The sequence below is a fragment of the Anoxybacillus sp. CHMUD genome, from assembly GCF_013096965.1.
Lineage (GTDB): Bacteria > Bacillota > Bacilli > Bacillales > Anoxybacillaceae > Anoxybacillus > Anoxybacillus kestanbolensis_A.
Genome location: NZ_SDLG01000002.1, coordinates 71,427 through 86,486 on the forward strand (window position 1 = coordinate 71,427; position 15,060 = coordinate 86,486).

At 46.4% G+C, this 15,060-nt stretch carries 11 protein-coding genes; 9 read left to right on the forward strand and 2 right to left on the reverse strand.

Annotated features, from left to right (window positions below; genetic code table 11):
• Window positions 1-95 precede the first annotated feature (95 nt).
• The 8 genes from ETB99_RS01660 to pyrE are packed head-to-tail and all read left to right on the forward strand — an operon-like array spanning window position 96 to window position 9,541.
• On the forward strand, window positions 96-1,019 hold the full coding sequence (locus ETB99_RS01660) for an aspartate carbamoyltransferase catalytic subunit (RefSeq protein WP_171699764.1): 924 nt from the start codon (window positions 96-98) through the stop codon (window positions 1,017-1,019).
• Complete coding sequence (locus ETB99_RS01665) at window positions 985-2,271, forward strand: dihydroorotase (protein WP_129000097.1); 1,287 nt, start codon at window positions 985-987, stop codon at window positions 2,269-2,271. The genes ETB99_RS01660 and ETB99_RS01665 overlap by 35 nt, the downstream gene beginning before the upstream one ends.
• Window positions 2,268-3,362 carry a carbamoyl phosphate synthase small subunit gene (locus ETB99_RS01670; protein ID WP_129000098.1) on the forward strand — a complete coding sequence of 365 codons (1,095 nt, stop codon included), beginning with the start codon at window positions 2,268-2,270 and terminating at the stop codon, window positions 3,360-3,362. The genes ETB99_RS01665 and ETB99_RS01670 overlap by 4 nt, the downstream gene beginning before the upstream one ends.
• Window positions 3,355-6,546, forward strand: coding sequence for a carbamoyl-phosphate synthase large subunit (carB, locus tag ETB99_RS01675; protein WP_171699765.1), 3,192 nt, complete (start codon window positions 3,355-3,357; stop codon window positions 6,544-6,546). The genes ETB99_RS01670 and carB overlap by 8 nt, the downstream gene beginning before the upstream one ends.
• On the forward strand, window positions 6,543-7,307 hold the full coding sequence (locus ETB99_RS01680) for a dihydroorotate dehydrogenase electron transfer subunit (RefSeq protein WP_171699766.1): 765 nt from the start codon (window positions 6,543-6,545) through the stop codon (window positions 7,305-7,307). The genes carB and ETB99_RS01680 overlap by 4 nt, the downstream gene beginning before the upstream one ends.
• Window positions 7,304-8,242: a dihydroorotate dehydrogenase gene (locus ETB99_RS01685; RefSeq protein WP_077429474.1), complete on the forward strand. Its 939-nt coding sequence runs from the start codon at window positions 7,304-7,306 to the stop codon at window positions 8,240-8,242. The genes ETB99_RS01680 and ETB99_RS01685 overlap by 4 nt, the downstream gene beginning before the upstream one ends.
• Complete coding sequence (gene pyrF, locus ETB99_RS01690; RefSeq protein WP_077429473.1) at window positions 8,214-8,927, forward strand: orotidine-5'-phosphate decarboxylase; 714 nt, start codon at window positions 8,214-8,216, stop codon at window positions 8,925-8,927. The genes ETB99_RS01685 and pyrF overlap by 29 nt, the downstream gene beginning before the upstream one ends.
• On the forward strand, window positions 8,927-9,541 hold the full coding sequence (gene pyrE, locus ETB99_RS01695) for an orotate phosphoribosyltransferase (protein WP_171699767.1): 615 nt from the start codon (window positions 8,927-8,929) through the stop codon (window positions 9,539-9,541). Before pyrF ends, pyrE begins: the two co-directional genes overlap by 1 nt.
• A 43-nt stretch (window positions 9,542-9,584) precedes the next feature.
• Here the strand turns inward: pyrE and ETB99_RS01700 are convergent, their stop codons facing one another.
• Window positions 9,585-10,376 (reverse strand): hypothetical protein, encoded by a 792-nt coding sequence (locus ETB99_RS01700; protein WP_171699768.1) that lies wholly within the window; start codon window positions 10,374-10,376, stop codon window positions 9,585-9,587.
• 103 nt (window positions 10,377-10,479) lie between these two features.
• Window positions 10,480-12,192, reverse strand: coding sequence for an Rqc2 family fibronectin-binding protein (locus ETB99_RS01705; protein WP_171699769.1), 1,713 nt, complete (start codon window positions 12,190-12,192; stop codon window positions 10,480-10,482).
• 102 nt (window positions 12,193-12,294) lie between these two features.
• Here ETB99_RS01705 and ETB99_RS01710 point away from each other — a divergent pair, with 102 nt between their 5' ends.
• The gene (locus ETB99_RS01710) at window positions 12,295-14,964 is read left to right on the forward strand and encodes a calcium-transporting P-type ATPase, PMR1-type (protein ID WP_171699770.1); all 2,670 of its coding nucleotides are present in this window, start codon (window positions 12,295-12,297) and stop codon (window positions 14,962-14,964) included.
• Window positions 14,965-15,060: the final 96 nt, after the last annotated feature.

Here is a 15,060-nt window from a genome sequence, read left to right on the forward strand (position 1 = left end):
AAAGGTGCGAGGAGGAGGACATACGTTTTCCTCATGCTTTTCAACACCTTGCCTCGCTCGGCAAGGTGTTTTTTTACTAAAAAGGAGGAGTTTATATGCATTTACTAACGTTAGCAGAACTCTCGGTTGATGAAGTGCTCGCCATTTTGCATGAAGCGGAACGATTTGCGAACGGTGAAACGTGGAAAGTCAATAAACAAACGTTTGTCGCCAACTTATTTTTTGAACCGAGCACGCGCACAAAATGTAGTTTTGAAATAGCGGAACGAAAACTTGGGCTTGAAGTCATTCCGTTTGATGCAGAGATGTCGAGCGTCCAAAAAGGAGAAACGTTGTACGATACGATTCGGACGTTGCAAGCGATCGGTGTGGAAGCGGTCGTCATTCGCCACCCATCCGATCATTACTTTGAACCGTTGCGCCATACGATTGACATTCCGATCATTAATGCAGGCGACGGGTGCGGTCATCATCCGACGCAATCGTTATTAGATTTACTGACGATTCGTCAACAATTTGGCACATTTATCGGGCTGAATGTTGCCATTGTTGGTGACATTCGTCATAGCCGAGTAGCACGTTCGAATGCTGAAATATTAACAAGGCTCGGCGCAAACGTCTTCTTTTGCAGCCCTCCTGAGTGGCAAGATATAACGAATCCGTACGGCACATACGTCGATCTTGACACGGCAGTGAAAGAAGCAGACGTCGTCATGCTTCTTCGCATTCAGCACGAGCGTCATGAAGAAAAAATGGGATGGACGAAAGAGCAATATCATGAACAGTACGGTTTAACGATCGCGCGAGAAAAACAAATGAAAAACACGAGTATCATTTTACATCCGGCTCCAGTCAATCGCGATGTAGAAATCGCAAGTGAACTCGTTGAATGTGAACGATCACGCATTTTTAAACAAATGGAAAACGGTGTATACGTGCGCATGGCTGTTTTAAAACGAGCATTACAAAAAGGAGGAACGAAACATGGCTATCATTTTCAAACGTGCGCGTTTGCTTAATGAGCAAGGTGAACTTATACAGACGGATATAAAAGTTGCTGGAGGTCGTATCGTTCAAATCGCCCACGACCTTCATGCAGACGCCGATGATGAAGTCATTGATGTGGATGGGCAATTTGTCGCGCCAGGATTTGTCGACGTACACGTTCATTTACGTGAGCCGGGCGGCGAGCATAAAGAAACGATCGCGACAGGTACGCTCGCTGCAGCAAAAGGCGGATTTACAACGATTGCAGCGATGCCAAACACAAAACCAGTACCTGATACGAAACAACAAATGGAGTGGCTCGTCAACCGCATTCGCGAAACGGCGCACGTGCGCGTGTTACCGTATGCTTCGATTACAGTGCGCCAAGCAGGAAAACAGCTTGTCGATTTCGCGGCCTTAAAAGAAGCAGGAGCGTTCGCGTTTACAGACGATGGCGTGGGAGTGCAAAGCGCACGCATCATGTATGAAGCGATGCAACAAGCGGCAGCTCTCGATATGCCTATTGTCGCACATTGTGAAGACGAAACGCTCACATATAAAGGATGTGTACACGACGGTTCGTTTGCAAAACGGTATGGACTTTCTGGCATTCCTTCCGTTTGTGAATCGGTACATATTGCCCGCGATGTGTTGTTAGCCGAAGCGACCGGGTGTCACTACCACGTTTGTCATATAAGCACGAAACAGTCGGTGCGCATCGTGCGCGAGGCGAAACAAGCAGGAATTCGCGTCACTGCTGAAGTGACTCCGCACCATTTACTGCTTTGTGATGAAGACATCCCAACGTTAGATGCGAACTTTAAAATGAATCCACCGTTGCGAACGAAAGAAGATCAACAAGCGTTAATCGAAGGGTTGCTTGATGGAACGATTGATTTTATTGCCACCGATCATGCGCCACATACAAAGGAAGAAAAAAGCGAAGGGATGGTACTTGCGCCGTTTGGCATCGTCGGATTAGAAACGGCCTTTCCGCTTTTATATACGCATTTTGTTGAAAAAGGAGTATGTACGTTAAAACAGCTTGTTGACTGGCTTTCAAAAAAACCAGCCGAGACGTTTCGCATTGACGGCGGGGAACTAAAAGTTGGCGCCAAAGCAGATTTCGTCATTATCGATTTACATACCGAACAAGCCATTGATCCAAACACGTTTGTATCGAAAGGAAAAAATACACCGTTTGCAGGCTGGACATGTAAAGGGTGGCCAACGATGACGATTGTAGATGGAAAAATGGTTTGGCAGAAAGGAAGAGGAGAATGAAACGACAACTCATTTTAGAAGATGGTACACGTTTTGTTGGCGAAGCGTTTGGAAGTGAACGACAAACAGTCGGTGAAGTCGTTTTTAACACAGGAATGACAGGATATCAAGAAATTTTGACTGATCCGTCGTATTGTGGACAAATCGTAACGATGACATATCCATTGATCGGCAACTACGGCGTCAACCGCGACGATTTCGAATCGATCGAACCGCATGTGTTTGGGTTTATTGTGAAAGAAGCGTGCCTATCTCCGTCCAATTGGCGAAGTGAGCTAACGATTGACGAATATTTGCGCATGAAAAATATCCCCGGTTTAGCAGGTGTCGATACGCGGAAACTGACGCGCATCATTCGTCAATACGGCACGTTAAAAGGGATGATTTGCGACATGGGCGTGTCTGTGACGGAGGCAGTCGCTTATTTAAAAGAAACGGAGCTTGCGCGCGATCAAGTGAAACGCGTATCGACAAAAAGCCCATACGTTAGCCCGGGGCGTGGCCATCGCATCGTTTTAATCGACTTTGGCATGAAGCATGGTATTTTGCGCGAATTAAATAAACGCCATTGCGATGTCATCGTGTTACCGTACAACGCAACGGCCGAAGAAGTATTGCAATGGCATCCCGACGGTGTCATGTTATCGAACGGACCAGGGGATCCGAAAGACGTACCAGAAGCGATTGACATGATTCAACACATACTTGGTCACGTTCCGCTTTTTGGCATTTGTCTCGGTCATCAACTATTTGCACTCGCTTGTGGGGCGAATACAGAAAAAATGAAGTTCGGTCATCGAGGTTCCAATCACCCTGTGAAACATCTCCAAACAGGAAAAGTAGCAATTACTTCACAAAATCACGGCTATACCGTTACAGAGCAGTCGCTTCGTCACACGCGGCTAGAAGTGACGCACATCGCATTAAATGACGGAACGATTGAAGGGCTTCGCCATCGCGACGTTCCTGCGTTTACCGTGCAATATCATCCGGAAGCGTCGCCAGGTCCAGAAGACGCAAACGGTTTATTCGACGATTTTATTGCGATGATTGAACAGTTTAAAAAAGAAAGAGGTGTCGTTCATGCCTAAACGTCAAGATATTGAAACGATTCTCGTCATCGGTTCTGGACCGATTGTCATCGGGCAAGCAGCGGAGTTCGATTACGCGGGGACGCAAGCATGTTTAGCGTTAAAAGAAGAAGGATATAAAGTCATTCTCGTCAACTCCAACCCGGCAACGATTATGACCGATACAGAAATTGCTGACAAAGTATACATGGAACCGTTAACGCTCGAATTTGTCTCGCGCGTCATTCGGAAAGAACGGCCCGATGCCATTTTGCCGACGCTTGGCGGGCAGACGGGATTAAACTTGGCGGTCGAATTAGCAAAAGCAGGAGTGCTTGAAGAGTGCGGTGTTGAAATTCTCGGCACGAAATTAGAAGCGATTGAAAAAGCGGAAGACCGTGAACAATTCCGAGCCCTTATGAACGAGCTTGGCGAGCCGGTGCCAGAAAGCGCCATCGTACATAGTTTGCAAGAGGCGTATGCGTTCGTTTCACAAATCGGATATCCGGTCATCGTTCGCCCGGCATTTACGCTCGGTGGAACAGGCGGAGGCATTTGTACGAACGAAGAAGAGCTTGTCGATATCGTTTCAAGCGGCTTAAAAATGAGCCCCGTTCATCAATGTTTATTAGAAAAAAGTATCGCAGGCTATAAAGAAATTGAATACGAAGTCATGCGCGATTCGAAAGACAACGCCATCGTCGTTTGCAATATGGAAAATATTGATCCCGTCGGCATTCATACGGGCGATTCCATCGTCGTCGCGCCAAGTCAAACGTTAAGCGATCGTGAATATCAGCTATTGCGCAACGCCTCGCTGCGCATCATTCGCGCGCTCGGCATCGAAGGGGGCTGCAACGTTCAACTTGCCCTTGATCCGCACAGCTTCCAATATTACGTCATTGAAGTCAACCCGCGCGTGAGTCGCTCATCGGCGCTTGCATCAAAAGCGACAGGGTATCCGATTGCGAAGCTTGCCGCAAAAATTGCCGTTGGTTTAACGCTTGATGAAATGACGAATCCTGTGACGGGAAAAACGTATGCGTGTTTTGAGCCAACGCTTGATTACGTCGTCATTAAAATTCCGCGTTTTCCATTTGACAAGTTTGAATCCGCCAACCGTCATCTCGGTACACAAATGAAAGCGACGGGGGAAGTAATGGCGATCGGGCGCACGTTTGAACAGTCGCTATTAAAAGCGGTGCGCTCACTTGAAACGAACGTCTATCATTTAGAATTAAAAGAACAAGTCGATGATGCATTGATACAAAAGCGTATTCGAAAAGCGGGCGATGAACGGTTATTTTACATTGCGGAAGCGTTTCGTCGCGGTGTAACGGTCGAACAAGTGCATGCATGGAGCCAAATCGATCCGTTCTTTTTAACAAAAATTGAAGGCATTGTGAAGTACGAATCCGTTTTACGCGAACATGTTGGCAATATCGACATGCTAAAAAAAGCGAAAGAAATGGGCTTTTCTGATGTGGCGATTGCGAAATATTGGCAGATGACTGAACGAGACGTGTATGAGATGCGGAAACGCGCCTGCATTACGCCGGTATATAAAATGGTCGATACGTGCGCAGCGGAATTCGAATCGGAAACGCCGTATTATTACAGCACATATGAAGAAGAAAACGAATCTATTGTTACAACGCGTGAAAGCGTCGTTGTACTCGGTTCGGGTCCGATTCGCATCGGACAAGGGATCGAATTTGACTATGCGACCGTTCATTCCGTATGGGCGATTAAAGAAGCAGGATATGAAGCGATTATTATTAACAACAATCCAGAAACGGTTTCAACCGACTTTAGTATTTCCGACAAGCTTTACTTTGAACCGTTAACGATTGAAGATGTCATGCACGTCATCGATTTAGAACAACCGATCGGCGTGATTGTACAATTTGGTGGGCAAACAGCGATCAACTTAGCGGCGGAATTAGCGGCGCGTGGGGTGCGCATTCTCGGCACTTCGCTTGAAGATTTAGATCGTGCCGAAAACCGCGACAAATTTGAACGAACGCTTGCGCAACTCGGCATTCCGCAACCGAAAGGAAAAACAGCGTTTTCGGTTGAAGAAGCGGTACACATCGCGAAAGACATCGGCTATCCTGTTCTCGTGCGTCCATCGTACGTGCTCGGTGGTCGTGCAATGGAAATCGTATATAAAGAAGAAGAGTTGTTACATTATATGGAGCATGCAGTGAAAGTCAATCCGCAACACCCGGTATTAATTGACCGCTATTTAATCGGGAAAGAAATTGAAGTTGATGCCATTTCAGACGGTGACGATGTATTTATTCCGGGCATTATGGAACATATTGAGCGCGCCGGTGTTCATTCCGGCGATTCGATTGCCGTCTATCCACCGCAAACGTTAACGAAAGATGTACAACAGCAAATTGTCGACTACACGATTGCGCTTGCGAAGGGGCTAGGCATCGTTGGTTTATTAAACATTCAATTCGTCTTATACGACGGAGACGTATACGTATTAGAAGTAAATCCACGGTCGAGCCGTACCGTTCCATTTTTAAGTAAAATTACGAACGTACCGATGGCAAACATCGCAACAAAAGTCATTTTAGGCGCAAAGTTAAACGAGCTTGGTTACTACACCGGATTAAAAGAAGAAAGCGAAGGGGTATATGTGAAAGCGCCTGTGTTTTCATTCGCAAAGTTGCGTAACGTCGATATTTCGCTCGGTCCAGAAATGAAATCGACGGGTGAAGTGATTGGAAAAGATGAAACGTTTGCGAAGGCGCTTTATAAAGGGCTTGTCGCTTCAGGTATTCATATTCGTCCGTACGGGGCGGTATTGTTAACTATTGCCGATAAAGATAAAGAAGAGGCGATTGATATAGCGCACCGCTTTTACAATATCGGCTATCAATTGCTTGCGACAAACGGCACAGCGCAAACGTTGCGGAAAGCGAACATTCCTGTGACTGTCGTCAATAAAATTCATACCGGTTCACCAAACATTCTTGACGTCATTCGCCAAGGCGAAGCACAAGTCGTTATTAACACATTAACAAAAGGAAAAGAAACGGAAAGCGACGGCTTCCGCATTCGTCGCGAAGCGGTGGAAAATGGCATTCCTTGTTTAACGTCGCTCGATACAGCGAAAGCGATGCTGCTCGTTTTAGAAGCGATGACGTTTTCGACAACGGCAATGACAGAAAAGAAGGTGGGCGTATGAGAGAAAATATGATAATCGTCTCCAACCACCAAATCGCAACAGGCATTTATGAATTAACGCTTTCCGGTTCGCTCGTTCAGCGCATGCACACCCCCGGACAATTTGTGCATGTTAAAGTGGGACATCGTGAACCGTTACTAAGACGGCCGCTCAGTCTTTGCGACATTAATCACGAAGCAGGAGAATGTACGATCATTTACCGTGCGGAAGGGGTAGGAACAACGCTCCTTTCGCAAAAACAGCCTGGGGAGTCGCTCGATGTGCTCGGTCCGCTCGGAAACGGCTTTCCGCTTTCCGCTCTTTCAAGCGGGCAACATGCCCTTCTTGTCGGTGGTGGTATCGGGGTGCCGCCACTCTATGAATTAGCAAAGCAACTAGTGAAAAACGGTGTATGTGTCACAGTCGTGCTCGGTTTTCAAACGAAAGAAGTCGTCTTTTACGAGCAACAATTTGCTTCGTTCGGTAAGACGTACGTTGCAACGGCAGATGGTTCGTACGGCATGAAAGGATTTGTTACCGACGTCATTCAACGTCACGCCCTTTCGTTTCATGTGTTATATGCGTGCGGACCGAAGCCGATGTTAAAAGCATTACAACAACAATTTCCGCATAAAGAGCTATATTTGTCATTAGAAGAACGAATGGGTTGCGGCGTCGGCGCTTGTTTTGCATGCGTATGCCACGTGCCAAACAGCGAAACGGCATATAAAAAAGTATGTAGCGATGGACCTGTATTTCGAGCGGGGGAGGTCGTATTATGAACCGATTAGCAGTCGAATTGCCAGGACTTTCATTAAAAAATCCGATTATGCCTGCTTCAGGTTGTTTCGGATTTGGACGGGAATACGCGAAATTTTACGATTTAAGCGTTCTCGGAGCAATTATGATTAAAGCGACGACGCTTGACGCGCGCTTCGGCAATCCGACGCCACGTGTCGCCGAGACGGCAAGCGGCATGTTAAATGCGATCGGGTTGCAAAATCCCGGCGTTGATTATGTGCTTGCTGAAGAACTGCCGTGGTTAGCGCAATACGACGTACCGATTATCGCCAACATCGCTGGCTCAACGGTGGAAGAATACGTAGAAGTCGCCAAGCGCATATCAAAAGCGCCAAATGTTCATGCGCTCGAGTTAAACATTTCATGCCCAAACGTGAAAAAGGGCGGCATCGCATTCGGAACGGTCCCAGAAGTCGCTGCGGAGCTGACGCGGGCGGTAAAAGAAGTGTCGGACGTGCCTGTTTATGTGAAACTATCACCGAATGTCACCAATATCGTCGCGATGGCGAAAGCGATTGAACAAGCAGGCGCGGACGGATTGACGATGATTAATACGTTAGTTGGCATGCGCATCGACGTTAAAACAGGGAAGCCGATTTTAGCGAACGGAACAGGCGGATTATCTGGTCCAGCCATTAAACCGATTGCCATTCGAATGATTTATGAAGTAAGCCAAGCAGTATCGCTTCCGATTATCGGCATGGGTGGCATTCAAAGCGCCGAAGATGTCATCGAGTTTTTTTATGCCGGTGCAAGCGCGGTGGCGATTGGAACAGCGAATTTTATCGACCCGTACGTTTGTCCACATATTATTCGCGACTTGCCACCTCTTTTAGATGAACTACGTATCGATCATATTTCGGAATGTACGGGAAGGAGCTGGAACAATGGACAAACCGTTTATTGTGGCACTTGATTTTTCATCAAAGGAAGAAGTGCGGTCGTTTTTGCAGTTATTTTCTGACACATCGCTCTTTTTAAAAGTCGGCATGGAGCTATATTTTCAAGAAGGTCCAGCGATCATCGACGAATTAAAGCAGCGCGGACATGATATTTTTTTAGATTTAAAGCTTCATGATATTCCGCATACAGTAAAACGAGCAATGAAAGGATTGGCGAAATTAGGCATTGATTTAGTGAACGTTCATGCATCAGGAGGAAGCGCGATGATGTGCGCAGCGATCGAAGGATTAGAAGAAGGAACGCCACCGGGAATGAAGCGTCCCCGTTGCATCGCGGTGACGCAGCTAACGAGCACAAGCGAACGAATGCTCCATGATGAATTGTTGATCGACCGTACGATGAATGAAGCGGTGCTTCATTACGCCACCCTTGCATATCGAAGTGGGCTTGACGGCGTCGTTTGTTCCGCAAAAGAAGTGCCGTTTCTTCGTGCATCACTTGGCGCATCGTTCATCACCGTTACCCCAGGCATTCGTTTTGCGGATGATCAAGCGGACGATCAAGTGCGCGTTGTAACACCATATGAGGCGAAACAGCTTGGAACAAATTATATCGTCATCGGACGAAGTATCACAAAAGCGCACAATCCATATGCGGCATATGAACGGCTAAAACGAGAATGGGATGGTGGACAATGATGAACAAAGGAATCGCAAAACAATTGCTTTCGATCGGTGCAGTATCGTTAAGCCCAAACGAACCATTTACGTGGTCTTCCGGCATACAATCCCCTATTTATTGCGACAATCGGCTGACGTTAGCGTACCCAGCGGTGAGAAAAATGATTGCCGATGAACTCACTTCGCTTATTCGTACGCATTTTCCGAATGTGGAAGTTGTCGCTGGCACCGCTACCGCAGGCATTCCCCATGCGGCATGGGTGAGCGAACGACTCGATGTACCGATGTGTTATGTGCGTAGTCAAGCGAAAGGACATGGAAAAGGGAAACAAATTGAAGGGAAAGTCGAACGAGGGCAACGCGTTGTTGTCGTAGAAGATTTAATTTCAACAGGTGGCAGCTCGCTAAATGCTGTGCGGGCTTTGCGCGAAGCAGGATGCCATGTGCTTGGCGTCGTTGCCATTTTTACATACGGATTACAAAAAGGCAAACGAGCATTTCAGCAAGAACAAGTCCCATACTACACCGTCACCGATTACGATACGCTCATCGAAACAGCAACAGAGCTTAGTATCATTACCGAAAAAGAGCGAGCGACACTACATCATTGGCGTGAGCAATTAGAAGCATAAAAACGAGGGTGTCCAACGAGTGACACCCTTTTTCATGTTATATTTATTTCGTGGGAATGACGTTTGTTTTTAAATAGTGGATATCGTTTGCTTGTTGAATCGAACGGAGTGATAATGCTTGTAGAATCGTTTCTTGATGCGCCATTTTTTCAAATCCTTCTTCCATTTGTTGCGACAATTGTTCAATTTGCTGTTTCATAGCAGGAATTTCTTGCACATGCAACTCAACAACAGTCATTCGTTCCATTAATTGTCCAACCATTTCCCGAATTGCTGGCACGAGCGCCACATCGTCTTTTGTGGCCATTGTCTGTTCAATTCGCTCCACCCGATGTTCAAGCTCACGCATACCGCTTTGCAGAGATACAACATCCTCTTTTGTCGCCATACGCTGCTCGATACTTGCGACATCGTCTTTTGTCGCCATACGCTGCTCGATGCTTGCGATATCGTCTTTTGTCGCCATACGCTGCTCGATGCTTGCGACATCGTCTTTTGTCGCCATACGCTGCTCGATGCTTGCGACATCGTCTTTTGTCGCCATCGTCTGTTCGATGCTTGCGATATCGTCTTTTGTCGCCATACGCTGCTCGATGCTTGCGACATCGTCTTTTGTCGCCATACGCTGCTCGATACTTGCGATATCGTCTTTTGTCGCCATACGCTGCTCGATGCTTGCAATATCGTCTTTTGTCGCCATCGTCTGTTCGATATGACTCACGCGGTTTTCTAATACGCGAATGTCATCTTTCAACATAGCGACGTCTTCTTTCGTTGCCATATTCGCACGCAAATATGCCAGCTCATCAAAAATGCGTTGCAACAACTGTTCCATCATGCTCACCTCCTTTTTTTCGCTCCCATTATATCATGATTCGACGAAAAGAGAGAATAAAAAAACGACAAAATATTTTGATAAGTGCGAAAAACCCGCCTGCTTAGACGGGTTTTTTCATCCTCACGACCAACTCCTCATCCGGCGTGACGTAAATCGTCTGTTGGTTTTCGTAAATGACGAAACCAGGTTTGGCACCGCTCGGTTTTTTAACGTAGCGGACGCGTGTGTAGTCGACCGGAACGGAGCTGGAGTGGCGCGCTTTACTAAAGTAGGCGGCTAAATGGGCAGCTTCGATGATCGTTTGTTCGGATGGTTGCTTGCTTTTAATGACGACGTGGGAGCCAGGGATGTCTTTCGTATGAAGCCAAATGTCGTCTTTGCTTGCGAATTTGTTCGTTAAATAGTCGTTTTGTTTATTGTTTTTGCCGACGAAAATTTCCGTGCCGTCGCTTGAGATGTAGCGTTCAAGGTCAATCGTGCGCGGCTTTTGTTTTTTCTGTTTTGTCGCCTTGGCGCGCAAATAGCCTTGTTCGATTAATTCGTCGCGAATATCGTCAATGTCTTTTGGTGAGGCGGTTTCGAGCTGTTGTAAAAGCGTTTCGAAGTAGACGATTTCTTCTTTTGTGCGTTCGATTTGCTCTTGGACGATCGCAAGCGAGTTTTTCGCTTTTTGATACTTTTGAAAATAGCTTTGCGCGTTTTCCGATGGCGTTTTTTGTTCATCAAGTGGAATCGTGACCGTTGCACCATTTTCGTCGTAATAGTTAACAACTTCCACTTCTTTCATTCCGCGTTCAACCGCGTAAAGATTTGCCGTCAACAATTCGCCGTACAGCCGATATCGCTCCGCTTGTTTTGCTTCTTCTAACGTTTGTTGTAACTTCATGAGCTTTTTCTCATTTTTCGCTTTTTCATTCGCGACAAATCGCTCTAAATCGTGCGCTTGTTGTTTGACACGGTCGCGTTCGGCCTTGCCGAAATAAAAACGGTCAAGCATCTCGCTTAATGTGTCAAACGGTTTCATTTCGCCTTCAATATGAGTGAGTGGCAACGCGTAAAATATTTCTTTTTCCCCTGTCGTATATATACACGGAGTAAAATTTCCGTTTCGTACGTTTTCGATAAGCGATATAAAACTTTTCGGTAGCGTCGTCCGATTGGCAAGCCCTGCCCGATGAACAGCTTCGCGAGCAAACAGCGGAGAAATGCCCATAAATGTCGCCACGAGTTGATCGGCTAATTTTCCAGCGAGAAAATCGATTTTTTTTAACACCGTTTCTTCCGTCGCATCAAGCGGATTCAGTTTGTCGTGTGATGGCGGCGAAATGTAAGGCGCCCCCGGCAGCACCGTTCGATAGCGGTTCACAGCAGGCGAGAGATGTTTGACGCTATCGATAATTGTATTCGTCTGTTCATCGACGAGAATGATGTTGCTGTGGCGGCCCATCATTTCAATAATGAGTTGCTTCGTACATACATCACCAAGCTCATTTCTTGCTTTCACGTGAATGATGATGATGCGATCAAAATCGACTTGCGTAATCGCCTCGATGATGCCCCCTTCCATATGTTTGCGCAAAAGCATGCAAAACATCGGTGGTTCAGACGGGTTATCGTACGTCTCATTTGTTAAATGAATACGGGCGTAAGTCGGATGTGCACATAATAACAATTTATAGTTACGTCCGTGCGAGCGAACATGAAATACTAATTCATATGAAGAGGGTTGATAAATTTTTGAAATGCGCCCCCCGACAAGCGTGCGCTGTAATTCTTTTGTCATCGCATATGTAAATACTCCGTCAAACGACATAAAAAAACACCTTTCTCTTTTTTCTTTTGATTATACCATATCATTTTTTTGTACATGCCTGAATAAGCTGTCATAGATAAGATAAGCGGAAGGGGGAAAGAAATGAGCTGGCACGGACTGCGTGTTGAACAAGTCGAACAACAAGTAAACACAACAATCGGTTTCGGATTAACGGAAAAAGAAGCGAAAAAACGATTAAAACAATTTGGAAAAAATGAGCTGTCAGAAGAAAAAAAGCCGTCTGCGTTCAAACAATTTATCGGGCAGTTTCAAGACTTTATGGTGCTCGTTTTATTGGCGGCAACGGCGATTTCTGCCGTATTAGGGGAATACATCGATGCGATCGCCATCGTAGCGATTGTGATCATTAATGCATGCCTAGGATTTATACAAGAGCGGCGAGCGGAAAAGTCGCTTGAGGCGTTAAAAAAACTATCCGCCCCAGAATCGCTCGTTTTACGTGACGGTGAATGGATGAAAGTACCGTCTGCCGACCTTGTCGTTGGTGATATTGTGAAATTCGCAAGCGGCGATCGTATCGGGGCTGACGTACGCCTTATTGAAGCGAAGGGACTATATATTGAAGAATCGTCTTTGACAGGGGAGTCGCTTCCGGTTGAAAAACAAACAGCGCCACTTCCCCAAGACGTTTCGTTAGGTGATCGGACGAATATGGCGTTTATGGGCACGCTCGTGACGAAAGGAAGCGGTGCAGGTATTGTCGTAGCGACAGGGATGAATACAGCGATGGGACAAATCGCCCATTTATTGCAGTCTGCACCAACGATGACAACACCGTTGCAGCGAAAGCTTGAACAGCTCGGCAAAATTTTAATTGTCATCGCTTTAGCGCTCACAGCGCTCGTTGTCGTGCTTGGTGTATGGCAAGGACATGAACTGTATGACATGTTTTTGGCAGGCGTGTCGCTTGCGGTTGCGGCGATTCCTGAAGGATTACCAGCTATTGTCACTGTCGTATTAGCGCTCGGTGTGCAGCGAATGATGAAACGAAACGCCATCGTGCGCAAACTTCCGGCCGTTGAAACGCTCGGGTGCGCGTCCGTCATTTGTTCTGATAAAACAGGAACGATGACAGAAAATCAAATGACCGTCACACACGTATGGGTGAATCATCGCTTATGGACAGTAAGCGGGACGGGCTATGAACCAAAAGGAACGTTTTTGTTAAACGGTAAACAAGAAAAAATAGACACATCGTTGCAACAACTGTTACTGTTCGGGGCGTTGTGCAATCATGCTGAGCTGAAGAAAAAAGGGAAAACGTATATGATTGATGGTGACCCGACCGAAGGGGCACTCGTTGTAGCTGCGGCGAAAGCAGGATGGACGAAAGACAAAATCGCTAATGAGTTTACGATTGAACATGAATTTCCGTTTGATTCGACGCGCAAAATGATGACCGTCATCGTGAAAGATCGTTCGAATCGGCGCTTTATCGTGACAAAAGGAGCACCAGATATGTTGCTCGAACGATGCCGTTTCCTATACATGAACGGTCAAGCCAAACCGCTTCGCGACCAAGAACGAAAAACGGTACAACAAACGGTCAATATGCTCGCCTCACAGGCGCTTCGAACGATTGCGATCGCGTATCGTCCGCTTTCATTCGCCGAAGCGATCAACGATGAAACGAAAGCAGAAAGCGACTTAACGTTCATCGGTTTACAAGGGATGATCGACCCACCGCGAAAAGAAGTGAAACAAGCGATAGCCGAATGTAAAAAAGCAGGCATTAAAACGGTGATGATTACAGGAGATCACGTATTAACAGCAAAAGCGATCGCCCAGCAGCTTCACATGTTGCCGCCAAACGGAAAAGTAATGGACGGAAAGACGTTATCGCAACTCACTGTCGATGAGTTAGAAGACGTTGTAGAGGATGTGTATGTTTTTGCGCGCGTATCGCCAGAACATAAACTAAAAATCGTACAAGCGTTGCAAAAACGAGGGCATATTGTCGCAATGACAGGCGATGGCGTCAACGATGCCCCGGCTATTAAAACAGCAAACATTGGCATTGCGATGGGGATCACAGGAACGGACGTCTCAAAAGAAGCGGCTTCCCTCGTTTTGTTAGACGATAACTTTGCGACCATTAAAGCTGCCATTGAAGAAGGGCGAAACATTTACGAAAACATTCGCAAATTTATTCGCTATTTGCTTGCATCAAACGTCGGAGAAATTTTAGTCATGTTATTTGCGATGATTTTAGCTCTGCCACTCCCGCTTGTACCGATTCAAATTTTATGGGTCAATCTTGTGACAGATGGATTGCCTGCCATGGCACTCGGATTAGACCCTGCAGAAGAAAACGTCATGAGACGGCCCCCACGCCATCCGAAAGAAGGCGTCTTTGCGCGCGGGCTCGGTTGGAAAATTGTTAGCCGCGGGTTTTTAATCGGCATCGTGACACTTCTTGCTTTTCTTGTCGTGCATACGCGTCACCCAGAAAACTTGACGTATGCGCAGACGGTCGCCTTCGCAACGCTCGTGCTCGCTCAACTCATTCACGTTTTTGATTGTCGAAGCGAACGATCGGTGTTTGACCGCAATCCGTTTGAAAATATGTATTTAGTGCTTGCGGTTTTGTCATCGCTTCTACTGTTACTTGTTGTCATTTATTATCCGCCGCTACAACCAATTTTCCATACCGTTTCGCTTCCGCTTGCAGATTGGTTGTTAATTGTCGGCTTATCGGCTATTCCGACGTTTTTACTGGCAGGTTCGCTATTTGCGCGTCGCCGTTCATGAAATGTTTTCGCTATATAGTGATATATGTTATAATGAAAGAGGGTAATGGAGCGAATCTATTACCTTCTTTTATTGTCGACAACGTAGCAATGGATG

Coding starts and splice junctions, on each gene's coding strand:
- ETB99_RS01660 (WP_171699764.1), top strand. CDS start 96: ATGCATTTACTAACGTTAGCAGAACTCTCGGTTGATGAAGTGCTCGCC.
- ETB99_RS01665 (WP_129000097.1), top strand. CDS start 985: ATGGCTATCATTTTCAAACGTGCGCGTTTGCTTAATGAGCAAGGTGAA.
- ETB99_RS01670 (WP_129000098.1), top strand. CDS start 2,268: ATGAAACGACAACTCATTTTAGAAGATGGTACACGTTTTGTTGGCGAA.
- carB (WP_171699765.1), top strand. CDS start 3,355: ATGCCTAAACGTCAAGATATTGAAACGATTCTCGTCATCGGTTCTGGA.
- ETB99_RS01680 (WP_171699766.1), top strand. CDS start 6,543: ATGAGAGAAAATATGATAATCGTCTCCAACCACCAAATCGCAACAGGC.
- ETB99_RS01685 (WP_077429474.1), top strand. CDS start 7,304: ATGAACCGATTAGCAGTCGAATTGCCAGGACTTTCATTAAAAAATCCG.
- pyrF (WP_077429473.1), top strand. CDS start 8,214: ATGGACAAACCGTTTATTGTGGCACTTGATTTTTCATCAAAGGAAGAA.
- pyrE (WP_171699767.1), top strand. CDS start 8,927: ATGAACAAAGGAATCGCAAAACAATTGCTTTCGATCGGTGCAGTATCG.
- ETB99_RS01700 (WP_171699768.1), bottom strand. CDS start 10,376: ATGGAACAGTTGTTGCAACGCATTTTTGATGAGCTGGCATATTTGCGT.
- ETB99_RS01705 (WP_171699769.1), bottom strand. CDS start 12,192: ATGTCGTTTGACGGAGTATTTACATATGCGATGACAAAAGAATTACAG.
- ETB99_RS01710 (WP_171699770.1), top strand. CDS start 12,295: ATGAGCTGGCACGGACTGCGTGTTGAACAAGTCGAACAACAAGTAAAC.